The sequence below is a fragment of the Paenibacillus sp. FSL R5-0749 genome (genome assembly GCF_038595085.1).
Lineage (GTDB): Bacteria > Bacillota > Bacilli > Paenibacillales > Paenibacillaceae > Paenibacillus.
The window spans coordinates 197,381-216,870 of sequence record NZ_CP152005.1 but is presented as its reverse complement, the minus strand read 5'-3'; the positions used below and the strand labels follow the sequence as shown (position 1 = coordinate 216,870).

The 19,490-nt window shown below is 44.5% G+C and carries 11 protein-coding genes and 1 other RNA gene; all 12 read right to left on the bottom strand.

The annotated features are described in order from the left end of the window. Window positions 1–14: 14 nt before the first annotated feature. Entirely contained in the window at window positions 15–884 is an 870-nt protein-coding gene (locus MKY85_RS01020; protein ID WP_339304843.1) for a sugar ABC transporter permease, read from the bottom strand. Between the two features lie 71 nt (window positions 885–955). Next, entirely contained in the window at window positions 956–2,269 is a 1,314-nt protein-coding gene (locus MKY85_RS01015; RefSeq protein WP_342571570.1) for an extracellular solute-binding protein, read from the bottom strand. Between the two features lie 196 nt (window positions 2,270–2,465). Beyond that, a complete protein-coding gene (locus tag MKY85_RS01010; protein WP_342571569.1) occupies window positions 2,466–4,244 on the bottom strand; it encodes a response regulator in 1,779 nt (592 codons plus the stop codon). After that, window positions 4,235–6,352: a sensor histidine kinase gene (locus tag MKY85_RS01005; RefSeq protein ID WP_342571568.1), complete on the bottom strand. Its 2,118-nt coding sequence runs from the start codon at window positions 6,350–6,352 to the stop codon at window positions 4,235–4,237. Before MKY85_RS01005 ends, MKY85_RS01010 begins: the two co-directional genes overlap by 10 nt. Window positions 6,353–6,727: 375 nt before the next feature. Further along, the gene (locus tag MKY85_RS01000; protein WP_342571567.1) at window positions 6,728–7,090 is read right to left on the bottom strand and encodes a hypothetical protein; all 363 of its coding nucleotides are present in this window, start codon (window positions 7,088–7,090) and stop codon (window positions 6,728–6,730) included. Window positions 7,091–7,196: 106 nt separating this feature from the next. Then, the gene (locus MKY85_RS00995; protein WP_342571566.1) at window positions 7,197–7,904 is read right to left on the bottom strand and encodes a uracil-DNA glycosylase; all 708 of its coding nucleotides are present in this window, start codon (window positions 7,902–7,904) and stop codon (window positions 7,197–7,199) included. A gap of 319 nt (window positions 7,905–8,223) precedes the next feature. Continuing rightward, window positions 8,224–11,214 carry a type I restriction endonuclease gene (locus MKY85_RS00990; RefSeq protein ID WP_342571565.1) on the bottom strand — a complete coding sequence of 997 codons (2,991 nt, stop codon included), beginning with the start codon at window positions 11,212–11,214 and terminating at the stop codon, window positions 8,224–8,226. 15 nt (window positions 11,215–11,229) lie between these two features. Continuing rightward, on the bottom strand, window positions 11,230–12,432 hold the full coding sequence (locus MKY85_RS00985; RefSeq protein ID WP_342571564.1) for a restriction endonuclease subunit S: 1,203 nt from the start codon (window positions 12,430–12,432) through the stop codon (window positions 11,230–11,232). Then, window positions 12,429–14,441, bottom strand: coding sequence for a class I SAM-dependent DNA methyltransferase (locus MKY85_RS00980; protein WP_342571563.1), 2,013 nt, complete (start codon window positions 14,439–14,441; stop codon window positions 12,429–12,431). The genes MKY85_RS00985 and MKY85_RS00980 overlap by 4 nt, the downstream gene beginning before the upstream one ends. A 258-nt stretch (window positions 14,442–14,699) precedes the next feature. Beyond that, window positions 14,700–15,064, bottom strand: a transfer-messenger RNA (tmRNA) gene (ssrA, locus tag MKY85_RS00975). Between the two features lie 420 nt (window positions 15,065–15,484). Beyond that, window positions 15,485–15,967, bottom strand: a complete 483-nt coding sequence (gene smpB, locus MKY85_RS00970) for an SsrA-binding protein SmpB (protein ID WP_342571562.1) — start codon at window positions 15,965–15,967, stop codon at window positions 15,485–15,487. Between the two features lie 259 nt (window positions 15,968–16,226). Next, entirely contained in the window at window positions 16,227–19,022 is a 2,796-nt protein-coding gene (gene rnr / locus MKY85_RS00965; protein WP_342571561.1) for a ribonuclease R, read from the bottom strand. Window positions 19,023–19,490: the final 468 nt, after the last annotated feature.

Sequence of the window (19,490 nt, the reverse complement as noted above, 5' to 3'; positions counted from 1 at the left end):
CCTCATGCCTCCTTCTATTCCGTTTTGAACAATGAATTAATGAGGATCGTACATACCAGACACTCCACAATGATAAATACCGAGATCGCACTGCCATATCCGTATCGGAACGTATCAAAAATGGTGGCGTACATCAGTGTGCTCGGCACTTCAGTGGTATAGAACGGCCCGCCACCCGTCAGCACATAGATCAGGTCAAACACCTTGAATGCACCAATAACCGAAAATACAAGGCTTACCTTCAGGATCGGCTTCATTAAAGGGATCATAATGGACCAAGCCGTGCGAAGACGTGAAGCACCATCCATTCTTGCAGCTTCAAGCACATCCTGCGAGACGGATTTCGCTCCTGCGTACATCAGCAGCATGTGATACCCCACGTACTGCCATAGGGTTGGGATAAAAGAAGCCGCAAGTGCCGTGTGCTTCTGACCCAGCCAATCTTGCGCCCAATGGGCTAAGCCGATATTTTGCAGCAGCACGTTCAGCAGACCGTAATCGGCATTGTAGATTTTTGACCACAACTGGGCAATAACCACCGTTGAGATCAATACCGGGATGAAATACACGGTCCGGTAGAACCCTTCCCCCTTGACGTTGGACGCCAGAATCAGTGCGAGCACCAGTGAGATCGGCAGTTGAATGAACACCGAAGCTCCCGCGAATAACAGGGAGTTTTTGATCGAATTCAGTACACGCGTATCCTTAAACATCTCCACATAGTTGTCCAGACCGATAAATGTCCCCCTGCCTACGCCGTTCCAGTCCAGCAGACTGTAATAACTGGAGACAAAGATTGGAATAAGCACAATTCCGCAGAACAAAATCAGTGTGGGCAGTACGAAGACAGCTATGGTGCCTTTATTGGAAAATACAGAGTTCATTGTTGTTCTCCTCTCAAAGGCGTGACCGGCACATACCGGACCACGCCTTGTTTGGGTTTTAGCTGTTTAACCTACAGACTTAGCTCTGTTGGTTTGAGCTGTGCCATTTGTTTGCAGAACTCCTCAGGTGTTATATCGCCGGCAAGCAGCTGGGCAATCAGGTTTTTGTGCGCTTCGGCAGACTCCGCTGGCAGAATGTTATCCCACCACGCGATGAATGAGGTCGCCGTTTTCATAATGTCTGCCGCAGACAGATCCAGGGAGGACAGACTGGACGTGTCGAGTGCATCTGTTTTCCAGCTTGGCAGACCGGCTCCGGCCAGGAAACCTTGCGTACCGAGTTGTTCGCTCAGATACATGAGGAATTCCACAGCTTCCTTCGGATGTTTGGTATTCTGATTGATGTAGAAACCATCGACAGCTCCGCCGAAGATTTCGGTATTTGTGCCTTTTCCATCCTCAAACACCGGGAACGGAATCACTTTCACTTTGCCTTTGACTGCGGAGGACGGATCCTCAATTCCTGCATTCACCCAGTTGGCCTGGAACATCATCGCCCCGTTACCTGCATTGAAAGCCCCAAGCATCTCGTCATAGCTCATGCTGAACATGCTGCTGTTGAAAGCTCCTGCTTGCGCAAGCTGCTGCATCTTGGTCGCGGCGGCAACAAAGTCGGGCGAATCCCACTTTGACGGATCTTTAAAGGCTTCCATCACCGCAGCATTGCCTGCTTGGCGCATCGCAATAATGTCGTACCAGTACATGCCCGGCCAGCGGTCTTTTTCCCCAATCACAGCCGGAGTAATTCCTGCCGCTTTCAGCTTTTCGATTGCATCCAGCAGTTCGTTATAGGTGGTCGGAATCTTGGCACCCGCCTGCTCGAACAATTCCGTGTTCACGTAAAGGTTGGCGATATGAGTGTACACGGGCAACGTGTAGATTTTGCCGTCCATATTGATCGCCTCAGCCATACCCGGGCCCATCCGTTCTTTGATATCGTCCGTCAGGTAACTTGAGATTTCCAGCACATTACCGGATTTGATGTACGGCTGCATGAAGCTGCCGCCTCCCATGCCATAGAACAGGTCCGGCGCTTCACCAGCTGCAATCGATGTTTTGACTTTGGTTTTGTACTGTTCTCCTGTCGTGCCCGTACGTTCAACCTGAATGTCTGGATGCTCGCTGTTCCATTTCTCCACAATCTCGGGCAGCAGCTTGGCCGAAGGATCGGTATTGCCGACCGATTGATCCCATAGCGTCAGCTTGATCTTGCCATTACTTTCCCCCTGTGCACCGCCGGACGAATCGGATGAACATGCCACCAGACTACTTACAATGCCAAGAGTCAGAATTAGACTTGCCGATTTTTTTAGTAGCGCTTTCATATCTACGGACCTCCCTATGTGTTTTCGTTGGTTCTAGCCCATATTTTAGGCAAACTGTGCTTTGTTCTCCATTTAGAAAACAGGCACCGATTTGTAATTTTCGAACATATGTGGAATTACAACCGAAGCGGGTTTACGCTCAGTGCTTCACCGCACTCCCCACACTCCCCAACACGCCCGACTACATTCTCGTTTTTCAGGTTTTTACATTTCGATATTCATTCATGGATCGACCGATATGTTTTTTGAACAAGACGCTGAAATAGTGTGGGTCCGGGATGCCTACCTGCTCCCCAATCTCATAACCTTTCAGATCCGTCTGTTTCAACAGCAGTTCAGCCTTCTTCATGCGGAGTTGGGTGAGATATTCCACAAATGTCTGCCCGGTTTCTTTTTTCATCAGCCGCCCCAGATGGCCCGAACTTACGTAAAAAGCAGCCGCGGTGCTGGATAGCCCCACTTCGGCATTGCTCATATTCTCTTCAAGATAAGCCTTCACCCGGTCGATCAGGTTGCCTTCCTTGGCCTGTCGCTTGGCTTGTATGACATCCGATACGGTGCGGACATGCTGCTCCAGCATACTTTTCAGTTCGGGCAGATGATTTGCTGTAAAAATGGCTGCAACGGCCTCTTTGTTCAACGCGTGCTCTCCCTCAAGCTGCTGCTCTATGGCAGCACGCTGGCACTCCGTAACCACATCCATGGCTGCCATCCGAAACTGTGAAACGTCCGAGAACGGCACAGACAGTATACGCTCCAGCAATAATACCGCTTCTTCTCCCGCACCAACACTGACGTTAAATTGCAGTTGTTGGAGCAGCTGAGCATCCGAGTGGTAGGGCCTTTTCCCACCTTCGATGATCAGATCCTCGAAGCAAATGACCTGATTTTTCCCCACAAACGCCTGATAGTCGAGTGCACGACAGGCTTCCCGGTATCCCACACAGGCCTTTTCCCATCTTGATTGCCATTGCCCAATCCCTACAGTTACATCCACTTCGCACCCTTCGAGCTTAAGTGTATGTTGAAGTTCTTCCTGAAGCTGCTGTACCTGACTGGCAAATTCCGTATCCGCACCAAGCGAGAGCACAACGATTCGGTTATGCGGGTCCATGACAATAATGGTTTGTGAATCCTGCGAATAAAAAGCCTGTGCCTGCTTCATGCCTACCATTCGCAGCAGAATATGTATTTCCTCAGCGGGTTGTGGATGGGCTTCTGTCTGATGTCGGCTTATATGGGTTTGATCGTGTTGAGGCTCTCGTTGAACTTGGCTGAGTTGGTGCGGTTGACTTGCTTGATGAGCTTGATGAACTTGATGAGATGTCTCGGGCAGATGTCGATATACCTCTGGTGCATCTATCTTCGCTTGCGGTACAGCAACCTCAACCTCCATTACTGCGATGCGTAATCCTGGTTCACTAGACGAGATAGGAATGCCGAAGAATCGCGCCTTCTCGTGTAGTTCATCCTCAGGCACCACATGACTTAACCATTGATTCACAAACCTCTCCCTGAGATAAGGCAAGCTCTGCTTCATTTCCTCCCGCAGCTTTATCAGCTCCCACTCACGTCCGATCTCCTGCTCAATCGTCGCTCGCAACTTCGTCGTAACCTGTAATAACTCCGAAGCACGAATGGGTTTTAAAATAAAATCGGATATGCCCAGTTTCACACTCTGACGAGCATACTCAAATTCATCATGTCCCGTCACAACCACGATTTTCAGGCTCGGGTAACGCTCCATGAGGATACGGCTCAGTTCAATGCCATCCATCCTTGGCATGTATATGTCCGTGAACACGATGTCTGGACGCAACAGCTCCACCTGACCCAAAGCCTCTTCCGCATCAGAGGCCTCGCCAATAATGGTCATACCTTGCTGTTCCCAATCGATACGCATACGCAGCAGATTTCGGATAAGGTATTCATCGTCCACAATCAATACCTTTAAAGGTTCTACAGTTAATTCCATGATTCATCGGCTCCCTTCGGGATCGTTATCATAATGGTGGTTCCTTTTCCAACCTCGCTCTCCAGCTTGAGTCCATCCTCTCTTTCGTAGAAAATACGAAGTCGCTCCATCGTTCCCCATAAGCCAAAGCTTGGATTGTGTTTAGAGTTATAGGTAATCTTAGAAAGATTAGAAAGATCGGAAGGATTGGAAAGATTAGTTGAATTAGATGAGTTCGTTGAGTTTATTTCTTTGCGTTGAACCTGCTGTATCTCTTCCTCGGACATGCCGACTCCGTCGTCAGTGATCGTTAGAATTACCCCTTCCTTGGATCGATGTGCTTGAATGCGTATCGTGCCTGGGCCGCCTTTGGGACGAATGCCATGATATAGCGAATTTTCTACCAAAGGTTGAAGCACGAGCTTGGGAATCATCACTCGCTCACAATCTGGAGCAATATCGTACTGCACCTCAAATACACCGGGGTAGCGTACCTGCTGGATCGTCAGATAATTGCGTACAATCTCAACCTCCTCGTGCAGTGTAATCAGTTCACGGCCTTTGCTGACACTCAGGCGATAGTAACTTCCGAGCGCTTCTAACAGCTCACATACCTTATCGTTCATGCCCGACATGGCCAGGGAGGTGATGGAATCCAGTGTGTTATATAAAAAATGCGGCTTGATCTGCGCCTGAAGTGTATTCAGCTCTGCACGGCGGATCGTCTGCTGCTCCTGAATGATGCGTTTCAGCATCTGGTCAATCTGCTCAATCATCTGGTTGTATCCTCCATATAACTGCTCGAACTCGTAGCTGTTCAGCTCAACCGTCACTTTACGGAAGTTGCCACTGGGCGCTTTCTGCATGGCACGGAGCAGCTTGTGAATCGGCTTGATGACACTGCGCGAGATGATGAATGAACTTACAAAAAAGACAGTTCCATTCACCGCCAGTAGGATCAACGCGAGCAGCACCATGGATTTATTACGGGTATCGGTAGCCCGGTATGGACTCATGCTGATGAATTTCCACTGATCATCACCAGCCGAACGATAGGTCACCGCATACTCCTGACCACCCGATTGCAAGGTGATGAAGCCGGAGGGCTGCTCTTGAAATGTTTGTTTTAACTTGGCCTGATTGGCCTCTAACATCTCGTGCATGCCTTCCTGTCCAGAAGCCGCAGACATGGATGCGTCGGATACCGCAGGCACGCCCTTCTTCCCATCGGTTGCGTTGGTTGCGATCACCCGCTGATGCTCATCCAGAATGGCCACCTGAAATGAATCCGGTGCAGACAGGTTGGCGTAGGCTTGAGCGATGGATGCCCCCTTGATGTTCATGACCAGAAATCCAAGCGGAGATGTATCATCCAGATCGCGAATGAGTCGTATAAACGAGACCACCTCTTGCCCATCTTTCTCCCCCGTCGCTGAGACTCCGCTGTCGTTGTTGCCACCATTCAGCCTGAGCAGATATCGTCCGTTGTGCTTCAAAGCCTGTTCGTACCACGGCGCTTCCTTCACATTCGCTTCCATAAACGTGGGCCACTCCTGTGTACCGACAGAGAATCGGTGACCCGAATTATCATAAATATAGACTGAATCAATAATTGGAACCGCTTGCATAAGATTGGTCAAATACGCGCTAACCTTGGACTGTGTCTGTAAATTGGAGTACACATTGCCCTGCCGCAGCAGGTTCTGCAAGTTGGGATCGGAGAAAATCATCTTCGAATAATTGTTCACGTTCCCGATCATCAGATTAACATTGGTCTCAATGGATGTGATTGTCTGCAGTGATGCTTCATTAATCTTTCGCTGTGCGTCATTTTCCGAGATTCGATTCAGCACCAATGCACTGAACGCCACCGTTAGCAGAATAATGACAAAGTAGGCAAACGGAATTTTAAAAGCCAGCGTCTTGGGCTTGCGTTGAATGAACTCTTTGAAACGGGGAGCCCACTTCCGCTTCATAGCGCTGGGGTTTGCTCTTGTGTTTGCTTTCGTATTTTCGATTGCTTCTAAATTGGTCTCGACATCTGTTGCTGTTGCTTTCGCTTCAATTGTTGCATCACCTTCTGTTGTTGCTCCTGCATCTGTTGTTGCATCCTTTGCTCTGTTTTTCACTCTGACCCTCCTTTGGTTCCGAAGTGTGATGGGTTTAACGGTTTGGATCGGATGACCGGTTGTGTTATCCACCACTCTCTTGGATTGTATACAATTGTATATTATAGGACGGTGTATGGAGGAGGCTCAATTCTTTTTATCGCTTGAGGATGGCTAGATTGAGTGAAGTAGAATGAGGATTAGGGGAGCAGATGGTTGTGAATACTTCGGGTATGGGGCCCCCTGACTTGAAACCCAAGGAGCACTGCTTTATAAAATTCTGGAGGTACAGATAATAAATTGTGGTTTTTGCCGGATGGAGAGTGATGCGGGGGATGCGGAGGATTTTAATACACAAAAGACGAGTTCGTTATGGTAAGAAACAACGATTCGTGATCAAAGCGAGAATTCGGTAACGCCTTTTTTGGAGGCATATTTCAGCGTGTAGTTTCCTTCTATGCCATATGGCATCGTAGCGATTTGGATGCGGGTGTAATCCAACCGACTCTCCCTCAGCACTTTTTTAATTAGCGCTATGCTCCGTTCTTCGTCCGTTACCACACAGAAAATGTTCATTACATATTCCTTAGGATCAGCTACACGGCTACCCATATCACATCCATCCACCTCTCCCAACTCCGCCTGGGTCAGAACGGTTTCCAGATATTCCATTACCTTTTCCTTCAACCAATGATCTCGTTTGCTCCCCTGCGCGCTCTTCATTGGATATTGCACCACAAGCCAGTATTTTTCACTCATTTAGCTTCACCAACCAATCTTTATAGGATAGGCCTTACGTTATGTGCGAGCACTTAGACGATATGAAATGCATATGTCAGCCTTACGTTCTCCAGTTCCAAATGGGCTAGATTATTGACCTTACTGCTTTTTGGAATTGTACTGCCCTTCCATTCGCAGGATGGGGAACATGGTGATGTTTAATGAGATGGGTATTTAACGTGTCTGCTGACTTCCTGCCAATAGCCACGATCTGAGCATCAGGATTCAGTTGCATAAGCTGTCTGGCGAATAACACACCATCCTCCAACTCTGCCAAAGTCGGCGTCCGATTCGTCATCCTGTTTTCAGAAGATCGATAAGGATGAAAGGGATAGATGTTCCAAAATATAAAGTCCGTTGGTTTCCACCTTGAACTGGATAACACTTCGCCCCATATGATGGATGCTGTCGGTTCTGTGAATCCATACATTGCCTGACTCCGATTAGGTTTGGCAATATTGGGCAGGCTTGTTCTGACACCCGGCTCACCTGGAAAAATCATCTGGTGATCCACCAGCGAGTGATTCCCGGTAACCATTCGCTCAGACGTCAAGGGTACGCCGGAGAACCTAGCCCCTTGATATCCCACCGCTTCCGCAATAAAAATGTACCGAGCCTTGCACATTCTTGGTTCAAAATACCTGACCAAATGTTCCGACCGAATCTTTACCGCTTCTGGGCCGATATCATAGCCCTTCACATAATCTCTCCAAGGATTAATCACATTTACGGGCGAGACATATGCTTGTATCCCTGCAACAAACTCACGGATCTGTTGCTGCGTTTGGCTCATGCTTCTTTGCCTCCTTTGGGAGATTACAGAGTATCGGGCTTGCATCAGCTTATTTTACAAAGATTATAGCATAAATAAAAAAACACCAACCAGATTAATGGTTGGTGGGTGGCTTCTGACTTGACTCTAATGGAGGCGAACTGTGACTGTTCAAAACCACAATTCTCCGTATGTTTATAGATAGTAAATTCCAGGAGGCAACAAATTATTGCCCATCTGACAATAATTTATTTAAGCTTATTTGAAAAATTCGTAAAAGTAACTTTTTTAAGTTTTCGGTTTACAATTTTTGAGAACTATTCTTAAATGGATGATTTCATCAACCGTTTACTTCCATATAAACTTCATTCATCATATCTTCCATAATCACAGTTTTAAATTCATTATTTTCCAATATCTTCATAAAAAACTCTTGATTACTGCTCATACGGTCAATAACAAAATTCATAAAGGATTTTTCAAAGGCAAATTTAAAATTTTCTTTTGTATTGTTTTTTGCTCTTCGGCGAAGGTCTTCATCATTTAAAATGTCTTCTTTTACTTGCTCGCGAGAAAGGAAGTCTGTTTCTGTGAATTGTGTACCGAAGCGCTCATTTAACTTATCTAACACGCTCGATAAACGAACTATTTCATCCTCAGCTGCACCACTAGCACCATGTTTCTGAGGATCTAAGTCGTAGCCGCCTGTTTTTTCAAGCAAAATGCTACCTTCAAACATTTTCTGATTACGATAATATTCAAGTGCTACATCATCAGCCAAATAAACGTCTTTGTCTCCTTGACCACGTGGTAATTTACGCAAAAAGTACGTTAAATAAATATATTCCTTGTGCAAACCTAGATCGATAAATGTTACAACTTGCAATATAAAGCCATAGGTTCGTGTAAATTTCGTAGCCGCTTGTTTAAATGCGAATTGCTCTTCTACCGAAAGCTTTTTAAAACGCTCCACACCTTTATCGAGGACCGCATTTAACTCGGCTTGAGCCTTCGTAGACTTCTTCACACCGCCTATTACCTCAAGCTCATTCACCCTTTGCACTTCTTCTTCCGTAAACACTTGATATGGCTCAAGCTCGGCCTGCATATCATAAAGGATATTTGGATCAGTAATTTCTGATAGACTTGTCGATTCATAATAAGGCTGGAAAGACGCCTTCATTTCTTCTGGATCATTTACAAAATCCAATACGAATGTATCGTCTTTACCAGGGCATGTACGATTTAAACGAGATAGTGTTTGCACCGCCTTAATACCGCTTAATGGCTTGTCTACATACATTGTGTGCAACAGTGGTTCATCAAATCCAGTTTGATACTTTTCCGCAACAAGTAGCACTTTGTATTCGTCAGAGTTAAATTTTTCAGGTAACTCTTTTTCAGAGAACTGATTCATTTCTGGCTCGGTATAGTTGATCTCACTATCTTTCACCGTACCTGAGAAAGCGACTACTGTTTTTAAATCATTGTAGTTCATTTCATTAATATACTTATCGAAAGCCAGTTTGTAACGTACTGCATGTAAACGGCTCGCTGTTACAACCATTGCCTTTGCACGACCACCAATTTTACGTTGTACAAAATTACGATAATGCTCGATAATAATTTCTGTTTTTTGTGCGATGCTATGCGGATGTAGTGACACGTATTGCGCTAGCTTTTTCGTCGCTTGTTTTTGTGATACCTTCGGGTCATCGTCTACTGTCTTTGCAATTTTCCAGAATGTTTTATAGGTCGTATAGTTTTCAAGCACATCTAAAATAAAACCTTCTTCAATTGCTTGTCGCATTGTGTACTGATGGAATGCTACTGGCTTACCATCTACACCAACTGTACCGAATTTCTCTAATGTCTTCGGCTTTGGTGTTGCCGTAAATGCAAAGAAAGATACGTTATCTTGCTTACCACTTTTCATGATTGCTTCAACGATTTTCTCGTCCACGTCATCTAAGTTTTCTTCCGCAATACGGTCTTCCTCATAAGCTGCTTCTAACGTTTTATCCGATAACACATTCGTTAACGCAGTTGAAGCTTTACCGCCTTGGGATGAGTGCGCCTCATCAATAATGACCGCATACTTTTTACGCTCTAAGCCCGCTACTTTTTCTAAAATAAACGGGAACTTTTGAAGCGTCGTTATAATAATACGAGTCTCATTATTAATAGCACGTACTAATTGTTCTGAATCTTTATCAATCGGCTCTACCATCCCTGCTTTATGCTCCAGCTGATACACTGCATCTTGTAATTGCTTATCTAACACTCGGCGATCGGTAATAACGATTACACTACTAAAAATGGATTCATTGTCCTCGTTATGTAGCTTCGCTAAACGGTGAGCAAGCCACGAAATTGAGTTCGTCTTGCCCGATCCCGCAGAGTGCTGAATTAAATAATTATGACCGACAAGCTTTTGTGCAACATCTGCTTCTAACCTACGTACAACATCCAGCTGATGGAAACGGGGGAAAATGAGCATCTGACGCTCACCTATCGTTTCGCCGTTTGAATCTTTAATGTCGTCCTTCTTAATAAAGATGAAGCGGTATAAAATATCGAGCAAGCTATCTGGGGCTAATATTTCTTCCCATAAATAATGCGTACGATAATTGTCACCGTAAGTTAACGGATTACCTTTACCACCATTATAGCCTTTGTTAAAAGGTAGGAAGTATGTCTTGTCTTTATCAAGTTTTGTCGTCATAAATACTTCATCTGGGTCAACAGCAAAGTAAACGGCAACACGCTCATTAAATTTAAACAGTTGCTCAAGTGGATTACGGTCCGTCTTTAACTGCTTCATCGCATGTTCAACTGTTTGATTTGTTAATGGATTTTTTAGCTCCATCACAACAAGCGGCAAACCGTTTAAAAATAGCACCATATCTAAGCTATTGTTATGCTTATGACTGTAATACACCTGGCGAGCAATATTAAAGCGGTTTTTCCTATACTGCTCATTTAATGTTTTATTCATAGCCGTAGGTGGCTTATTATACGCAAGCTGTAATGTCACACCACGGTCTTTAATCCCTTTACGTAGACATTCGACCAAACCTTGACGATGTAGTTGGTCTTTAATACGTTTTAAAACTTCTTCTTTATATGAAGGACCATACGATTTCTCTAGCGTACGCATACGTTTTTCCTGTGTAGCCTCTAAAAAAGAAAATAGCTCTTCTGCGTCGATAGCATGCTCCTTGAAAGCAGCACTCTCTTCTCCTTCTAACACACGCTTTTTATAGCCATTCGCAATTAATGCTATTTCAATATTTGTTTCAAAACCTTTTTCTGAAGTATCCACTGCCATCACAACTCACCTCACTTAATCGAGTTCCATATCATGTATATCAATTTTACCTGTTACTGCTTCGTAGATAAGGGACTGGCGGTATTCAACAAGTTGTTTGATTTGAGTCTGAATCTTCTCAATCAATTTATCAAATTGGTCTATCTTAGAATTTATATAGTGGACTATTTCTTCTTGTTCTTCTATGGTCGGTAGTAATAAAGGTATATTTTTTATATCAGCCATATTAAAATGAGAAACTGTACTTCCTTGTGATAGTAATTTAATGTATGTCTCAGCCATTCCACCATAAATTGACAAAACAAGAAAATGACTATTGAGTTGCTGTGCTAATTTCAGTAAAACTACACGTTGTCCAAGACATAAAACAGGTTCTTGAGGGACTACACAGGCCTCTCCTGCGGGGGCTTCTCTTGTTAAGAGTACATCACCCTCTTTAGGTACGCCCCTTTCTGTCCACTCCATATAACCTGCATAATTAGTGTATTTAGCATCATCCAAAATTAATTTTCCTTTTTTTATGTTAGTAGTTCTTGCTACTAAATAGTCCCCATCTAATTCATATGGTGCGGTTTTATGTTCAGCATCAATTAAATTTCGAATTACAAACTTCAATTTAGTTTCTTTCCATTGCTCAGGAATCTCACCAATCCACTCGACACCTGAATCTTTCATTTTCACATTCGGATTTAAACCTTTTGTAACAGCTTCTGTGATGATTGATAGACGTTGTTGTTCTAACAATGTTATTAGATTTTCTTTATGTTTCAATAAAGCCTCGATTTCAACACATTTACACTCTAAATATTTCGCTACGATTTTTTGCGTTTCTTCAGAAGGGATATTTAATTCATAATTTTCTACTTCTGACCCTACAATACTAGGCAAAGCTGTTTGGGTTACAATTTGATTCCATGGAAACACTTCTAACAGATAATAAAAATATCTCGGAGAATTACCTGAATAAATCTCAGTGTAATACATAGTATCTACAGTCCAAAAATCACCTTCAACATATAAAGGTTTACCTATTGTTCCTTTTCGACCAAATAACACTGAAGGCCCAGTAAAAAGTTTCTTATCAGTATATTTAAAAACTCCGCCCGATCCATATACGTCAATAACATTATCATCATAGTTCACTTCGTTTGTTACTTCTCGTCCATTCTTAACTTTTAAATGGTATTTTAATTTACTCTTTTTAAAATCTACAGTCATCCTATCACCTTCTTCAACTGCTCCGTAATCTCCACTTCTAATGCACGAATCTCGTCCATAATTTCTGCTGAGCTGCGTAGTGCTGTGTATTTATAGAATTGGCGAGTGAATGGTACTTCATAGCCAATTTTTGTTTTCGTTTCGTCTATCCATGCATCTGGTAGGTGTGGTAATACTTCAAGTGCAAAGTAATCATGAATATTTTCTTTCAAAGGCACATTTTCAGTATCACGTAAATCCGTATCAGGCTCAATTTCTGTTTTGTTTTTCATGCATACGTCAGCTGTTTCATCTTTTTCAGATAGACCCGTTAAAATCGCCTTTAAAACAGGTGCTCCGATAGTAATACCAGCTTGCTTCAATGCATCTTTTACTACTTTCGTGAACTCGTCACGATTTTTATATAATTTTTCATTTTCTAACGTGCGTAAAACATATAAAATCTTCGTTTGCAGCTTTTTACCTTCTTCAATTTCAAAGTGACCTGCGTCGCCTTTTTTCTTCGATGTTGCTAAGTTAGCAAAGACTTTTTCCTCTACAACATGTGCAAGACGCTCTTCATTTACTTGGAAGTTTAAACGTAATGGACGTTCTACTGTAATTTTCGCGTAACCAAAGTCTTCATTATCAAAGATCTTCACGTACTCGTTTGGTTGTGCATCACCATATAAACGAACAATCTCATTAATTTGCTCTTCTGTAATTTCATTACGTTTGCTACCCATCGATTTTTTCATTTTTTCCGAAAAGTCCACGGCATTGACTAGACGTATTTTCCCTTTATGAAGAGGTGCTTTATTGTTCGTTAAAATCCAAATATACGTTGCAATACCTGTGTTGTAGAAAAGGTCGTTCGGCAGTGCCACGATGCCTTCTATTAAGTCGTTTTCAAGAACATACTTACGTATTTCACTTTCACCAGATCCGGCATCACCTGTAAATAATGGTGAACCGTTCATAATAATCGCTAAACGAGATCCTTGTGAGTTATCCGCTGTGACTGGCTTCATTTTTGATAATAAGTGCATTAGGAATAGTAGTTGCCCGTCACTTGTACGAGGCGTACCCGGACCGAAACGCCCCCCAAAACCTTGTTTCTCATGTTCTTCTTTAATTGGCTTCTCATATGATTTCCAGTCCACACCATAAGGGGGATTTGAAATCAAGTAATCGAATTTTTCACGTGGGAATTGATCGTTTGACAACGTATTTCCTAAACGGATATTGCGTGCGTCTTCTCCCTTTATAAGCAAATCTGCTTTACAAATTGCATATGATTCAGGGTTGATTTCTTGACCAAAAAACTCCAAGTGTGCTGTTGGATTTTGACTTAGTAAATACTCTTGTGCCACAGAACCCATACCACCTGTACCAGCTGCACAGTCATATAAAGTTTGTGTTAAGCCTGGCTTCCTTAAAATACTCGCATCATCATGGAGGAACAATAAATGAGTCATCAGACGAATTACTTCACGTGGTGTGTAGTGATCCCCTGCTTCTGCATTCTCATTAAAGCGACGGATTAATTCTTCAAATAAATAACCCATTTCAATGTTTGAAACCGTTTCTGGATGTAAGTCAATTTCACTAAAGCGTTTAATCGTTAAGTATAATAAGTTGTTTTGATCGAGTTTATCGATTTGGCGGTCAAAATCGAAGTGATCCATAATATCACGAGCCACTTTTGAGAAACCATTTATATAGTCACGCAAGTTATCAGCAATGTTATCAGAATCTGTTAATAGCTTGTTAAAATCATACTTACTTGTGTTGTGAAAGTTTTGCTTTGAAACACGATTTAAAATCGGCTCACGTGCATCTTCATTCATTACAGCAAATTGCTCTGCCTTTTCTAATACTTCCTCTTTGGTGCTCTCTAATACGCAGTCAAAACGACGTAATACTGCTAATGGTAGAACGATTTTACCATAGTCCTCTGGTTTATACGGTCCTCGCAAGATCTCTGCAATTGACCAAATGAAACTTACTTTATCTTGGAAGTTGATCATGAGTAATCTCCTTAATTGGTTAGAGAGTTTTTCGAATAATAATATATAATTGAAGCCACCGAGCAATTTATATGTAAAGAAAACTCAATAAAAAACTATCTACTTTGATAATTCTTTACACTTCGTTTGCTAAATACAATTATAACTACTATAGCAACAAAAATTAAGAGATTTCAGGACACCTGCTTGCAGGGAGTAGAATAGATGACGTATTTGCATATTAAAAAATCCACACCAGTTTTCAGGTGTGGATTTACAGAATGGAGGCGAGGGGAGTCGAACCCCTGTCCGAAGATAACGACACATAAGCTTCTACGGGTGTAGTCACAGTTTTGATGTCACCCGAGTATCGCCCCGTAACCGGCTATACGTTGGGTCAGCCTGATTGTCTTCTTCAGCACACCCCAGGCGGAGATGTGACAGCGTATCCCACTACTTGTTAGCCCCTAATCCTGTCACATGGGCGATGCAGGTTAGAAGCACGCACACAGTTTCTTAGGCTGCGAAAGCGTAGTTTGTTTGTTGTTTGCCGTTTAATAGGCTTTAGCGTTGATGAAGCGGACGCGTCCCCACTACCCGCTACCCATGCTCGAACTATCCCCGTCGAATCCATAAACGCCCCCTCATATAAGAAGGGCTCCAGGATTAATCCGTGAATACGGAGCAAAGGTGCTGCACATCTTTTTCCTCCAAGGTAAAAAGATGCTTATTTCAAACTCGGCATTCCTGTCTGCTACATGAGTAATCATAACATAGAGCAGCAAGCCGATATAGTACAGATTGTTGGAAAACGTTCCAACAGGCTGAGCACGTGTACAAAGTTATCCAATACAGCAGGCTCAATCGTCTACATATTATACCGCGTCACCATTCGGAAGTAAAGTTTACCCAGATCGGATCACGAACATCGGCACCTAAGTATTTTACCCACGAATCAGGCAAACTACGCAAGAGCGAGTAATTTTGATTCATCACTACGCCATATCCATCACGAAAACCCAACTTATGCACCTAAAGTAAAACTTTCACACCCAGCGCTCCACTTAACGTGCAACCTTCTGCTTCTCGCGCATTGCGCGTTGAATATCACGTTGTGCATCCCGCTTGGCTGCAGTCTCACGCTTATCAAACTGCTTCTTACCTTTACCCAGTCCAAGCAACAGCTTCGCATAACCGTTACGGATATAAATCTTCAGTGGCACAATGCTGTACCCATCCTGTTTCGACAGCCCGAGCAGCTTGTGAATCTGCACTTTATGCATTAACAACTTACGCGTACGTGTCGGATCAAGTGGATTATTTCGGTTCCCTTGTTCAAAAGGACTAATATGCATATTATGAATATGAATCTCACCGTTCCGAATCGTGGCAAATGCTTCACCAATATTCGCACGGCCGTTACGAAGAGATTTGATCTCCGTTCCGGTAAGCACCATGCCCGCTTCATACGTATCTTCAATGAAGTAGTCATGGGAAGCCTTTTTATTCTGTGCGAGCACTTTACTCTGTCCATCATTCTTGCCCATGTCCTCACTCCTTCTCCGTAAAATAAGCCGGTACCATGCTCTGTAGCAGCGCACCCATTGTTGCACCAAGGTACCACGTGCCAGACCTTAATTGTAGCAAGTACGGCTGTTAAAATCAAGAAAGAGGCGACCTCTGCCGCCCCTCCTCATTACACCACTTCCAGACAGTGCGAAACAACACACCGCAGAAAGTGACTATTTCTCCAACGCTTAACTTGGAGGAACGAATCGTAATTCTTCTCTCCAAGTTACGTTAGTTTTATTTTTTCTTTTTCCGCACAAAAGCTGCCGTGCCGTTACCAGCTGCACCTTTGCTCTTCTTCCGCTTACGTCGTGGTGCTCCACCTTCCTGAGTGCCACCAGGTGTTGCAGCTTCTCCGATAAATACGCCGCTCGGCGAAGTGTTTTTACGTCCACTTCCGCCCTTGCCACCTTTACCGCCGCCCTTGCCGGACTTAAAGCTTCCTTCACCGCGACCGCTGCCGCTGTTCAGGCCACTTCCTTGTCCACCAGTTGAATTACTATCCGAACCACCCGATGTAGAGCTATAACCGCCTTTACCTGAGCCAAAACCAAAGCTCACCGCGCCTTTACCCCGACCCGTCGATCCGCCAGCATCACCAGCACGACGCTCACCTTTCGGTTTGCCGCCGCCTTTACCTCCGTATCCACCGGATGAGCCTGCTCCCGCACCTGCACTAGCTGCTCCGCCGCGACCGCCACGTCCACCTTTGCTGCTCTCTTCCGGTGATCTGCCACCACGGTTGCCTCCAGCACTGGCTGAGCTGCCTTTGCCGCCACGCGATCCGCTGAATCCACCCGGTCCACCCTTGGCACCGCCGCGTCCGCCTCCGCTACCTGGACGTCCACCTTTGCCGCCACGTCCGCCACCGAAGCCGCCAGGACGTTCAGCACGAGGTTTCATATCCACCATTTCAAAATCAATCGTATACTCTTCCATGCTGACACGTGCCACACGGATCTTCACTTCATCCCCGATACGGAAGACTTTTGAAGTCCGTTCACCAATCAGAGCCATATGCTGATCATCAAAATGGTAATAGTCGTCCGTAAGCGCGCTCAGACGAATCAGACCTTCAACCGTGTTCTCCAGTTCAATGAACATACCGAAGCTGGTCACACTGCTGATCATGCCTTCGAACTCTTCGCCTACTTTATCGAGCATGTACTCGGCTTTCTTCATTTTCTCCGTATCCCGCTCAGCTTCTACCGCCACACGTTCACGTTCCGAAGACTGCTGGGCAATATCGGCCATACGTGCTGCCAAATACTCCTGACGGTTCTCCGGCAAAGCGCCATTATTTTCAATGACTTCACGAATCACCCGGTGAATGACGAGATCGGGATAACGACGAATTGGAGACGTGAAGTGACTATAGAATTCTGCCGCGAGGCCAAAGTGACCTGACATTTCAGAATCATACTTTGCCTGTTTCATGGAACGAAGCATCATCGTACTGATCACGGTTTGTTCTTTTGTTTCCTTGATATCCTCAAGCAACGATTGAAGGGCCCGTGGATGAATTGCATTGCCACGTCCTTTGACCTGGTGTCCGAAATTCGCCGCAAAGGCGAGAAAATTTTGCAGTTTTTCCTGATCCGGGTCTTCGTGCACACGATAAATGAACGGAACCTTCAACCAGTGAAAATGCTCTGCCACTGTTTCGTTCGCTGCCAACATGAATTCCTCAATGATCTGCTCTGCAATCGAACGCTCCCGTTTCACGATATCGATCGGTTTGCACTCTGCATCCACAATGATTTTGGATTCTTCAAAATCAAAGTCAACCGCTCCACGACGCATACGCATAGCACGCAGTTTCAAGGCAATTTCTTTCATCAGATGAAAATCATCTACCAGATCCTTATAACGCTCAAGCAATTCCGGCTCTTCACCTTCAAGGATTTTACGGACGTTGGAATATGTCATCCGCTCTTTGGTTTTGATTACACTCGTGAAAATGTCATGTTTCACAACTTTCATCTGATCGTTGAATTCCATCTCACAAGACAGGGTCAAGCGATCTACTTGCGGGTTCAAACTACAGATTCCGTTGGATAGGCGCTGAGGCAACATCGGAATAACCCGGTCCACCAGATATACACTGCATCCACGGTTGTAGGCTTCCTGATCCAGCTTGGAATTCTCCTGTACATAGTAGCCGACGTCGGCAATGTGAACACCCAAACGGTAATTACCATTAGGCAGTTTCTCTACATTTACAGCATCGTCCAGATCCTTGGCATCTTCACCATCAATCGTGACAATGTTCAGTCCGCGCAGATCACGGCGACCCTGTTGAACAATCTCTTCATCCGTGATGGAGTCAGGTGCTTTCTCCGCTTCTTCTACAACTTCATCCGGGAAAGCTTCAGGAAGCTGATGCTTGCGAATGACGGACAAAATATCAATACCCGGCTCATCCTTATGACCGAGAATCTCGATCACTTCACCCTCGGCTGCCGCACGGCCCTCCGGATAGCTGACGATCTTTGCTACAACCTTCTGTCCATCAACCGCCCCAGCAAAATTGGTACGCGGGATGAAAATATCGCGATTAATCCGTTTATCATCCGGAATTACGAAGCCGTACACCTCATGGCTTTGGAACACCCCTACAACTTGTGTCACCGCACGAGTAACAATACGGACAATCTCACCCTCCAGGCGACCGCCAGAAGGGCCTTGGGACGTGACTTTAACCAATACCGTGTCACCATTCATCGCACTCTTCATGTCATTGGCGTGAATGTACACATCCGGGTGCTCTCGATCCTCAGGAATAAGGAAAGCAAATCCTTTGGCATGAGCCTGTAGACGTCCGCGAACCAAATCCATGCGCTCTGGCATGCCATAACGATTGTTTCGGGTCAGCAGAACTTTTCCGGATTCCTCCAGCGTATTCAGCATAATCAAAAAGGCTTTGAAATCAGCTGCGTCTTCGATCTCGAAGTGCTGTTCCAACTCCTGATAAGTCATCGGTTTATAAGCGGTCTCCCGCATGAAGTCGAGCAATTGTTGTTCTGTTATCATTAATATATTCACCTCGGGAAACATAAAAGTGTAATCGGATCTCATCTGTTTATGTATCGGAATTCTTACCATTTTCTTGCAATCACTGTCGGGAAGAGTATAGTCGCGCACCCATACTATCTCATACCCTAGTATACACGAATTCAATCCAGCCCATCCGTACCTCGTAAAAAAACCACTGTTGCCGGGCGCTCCTCTAAAATCACGCTTTCACGTATCTCTACAGACATTTTATGCGATACCCATGCTGTACGCATCTGGAAAAGGACTACATCCGAAAATTTTCTGTACACATGACATTCATTATAGGGAGTGCGTTCGCGCGTAACGAATAAGCGAGGGACATATCCATACATGATAGGGGTTGTGTTGCATGTTAAGGAAGGAAAACCGAACAGAAGTGAGAAGAAGACCGAAATCATGGAGTCTATAGATTAGATTATTGTTGGTAAAGTTTGGACGCGTAAA

Coding starts and splice junctions, on each gene's coding strand:
- MKY85_RS01015 (WP_342571570.1), bottom strand. CDS start 2,269: ATGAAAGCGCTACTAAAAAAATCGGCAAGTCTAATTCTGACTCTTGGC.
- MKY85_RS00995 (WP_342571566.1), bottom strand. CDS start 7,904: ATGAGCCAAACGCAGCAACAGATCCGTGAGTTTGTTGCAGGGATACAA.
- smpB (WP_342571562.1), bottom strand. CDS start 15,967: ATGGGCAAGAATGATGGACAGAGTAAAGTGCTCGCACAGAATAAAAAG.
- MKY85_RS01010 (WP_342571569.1), bottom strand. CDS start 4,244: ATGGAATTAACTGTAGAACCTTTAAAGGTATTGATTGTGGACGATGAA.
- rnr (WP_342571561.1), bottom strand. CDS start 19,022: ATGATAACAGAACAACAATTGCTCGACTTCATGCGGGAGACCGCTTAT.
- MKY85_RS00990 (WP_342571565.1), bottom strand. CDS start 11,214: ATGGCAGTGGATACTTCAGAAAAAGGTTTTGAAACAAATATTGAAATA.
- MKY85_RS00980 (WP_342571563.1), bottom strand. CDS start 14,441: ATGATCAACTTCCAAGATAAAGTAAGTTTCATTTGGTCAATTGCAGAG.
- MKY85_RS00985 (WP_342571564.1), bottom strand. CDS start 12,432: ATGACTGTAGATTTTAAAAAGAGTAAATTAAAATACCATTTAAAAGTT.
- MKY85_RS01020 (WP_339304843.1), bottom strand. CDS start 884: ATGAACTCTGTATTTTCCAATAAAGGCACCATAGCTGTCTTCGTACTG.
- MKY85_RS01000 (WP_342571567.1), bottom strand. CDS start 7,090: ATGAGTGAAAAATACTGGCTTGTGGTGCAATATCCAATGAAGAGCGCG.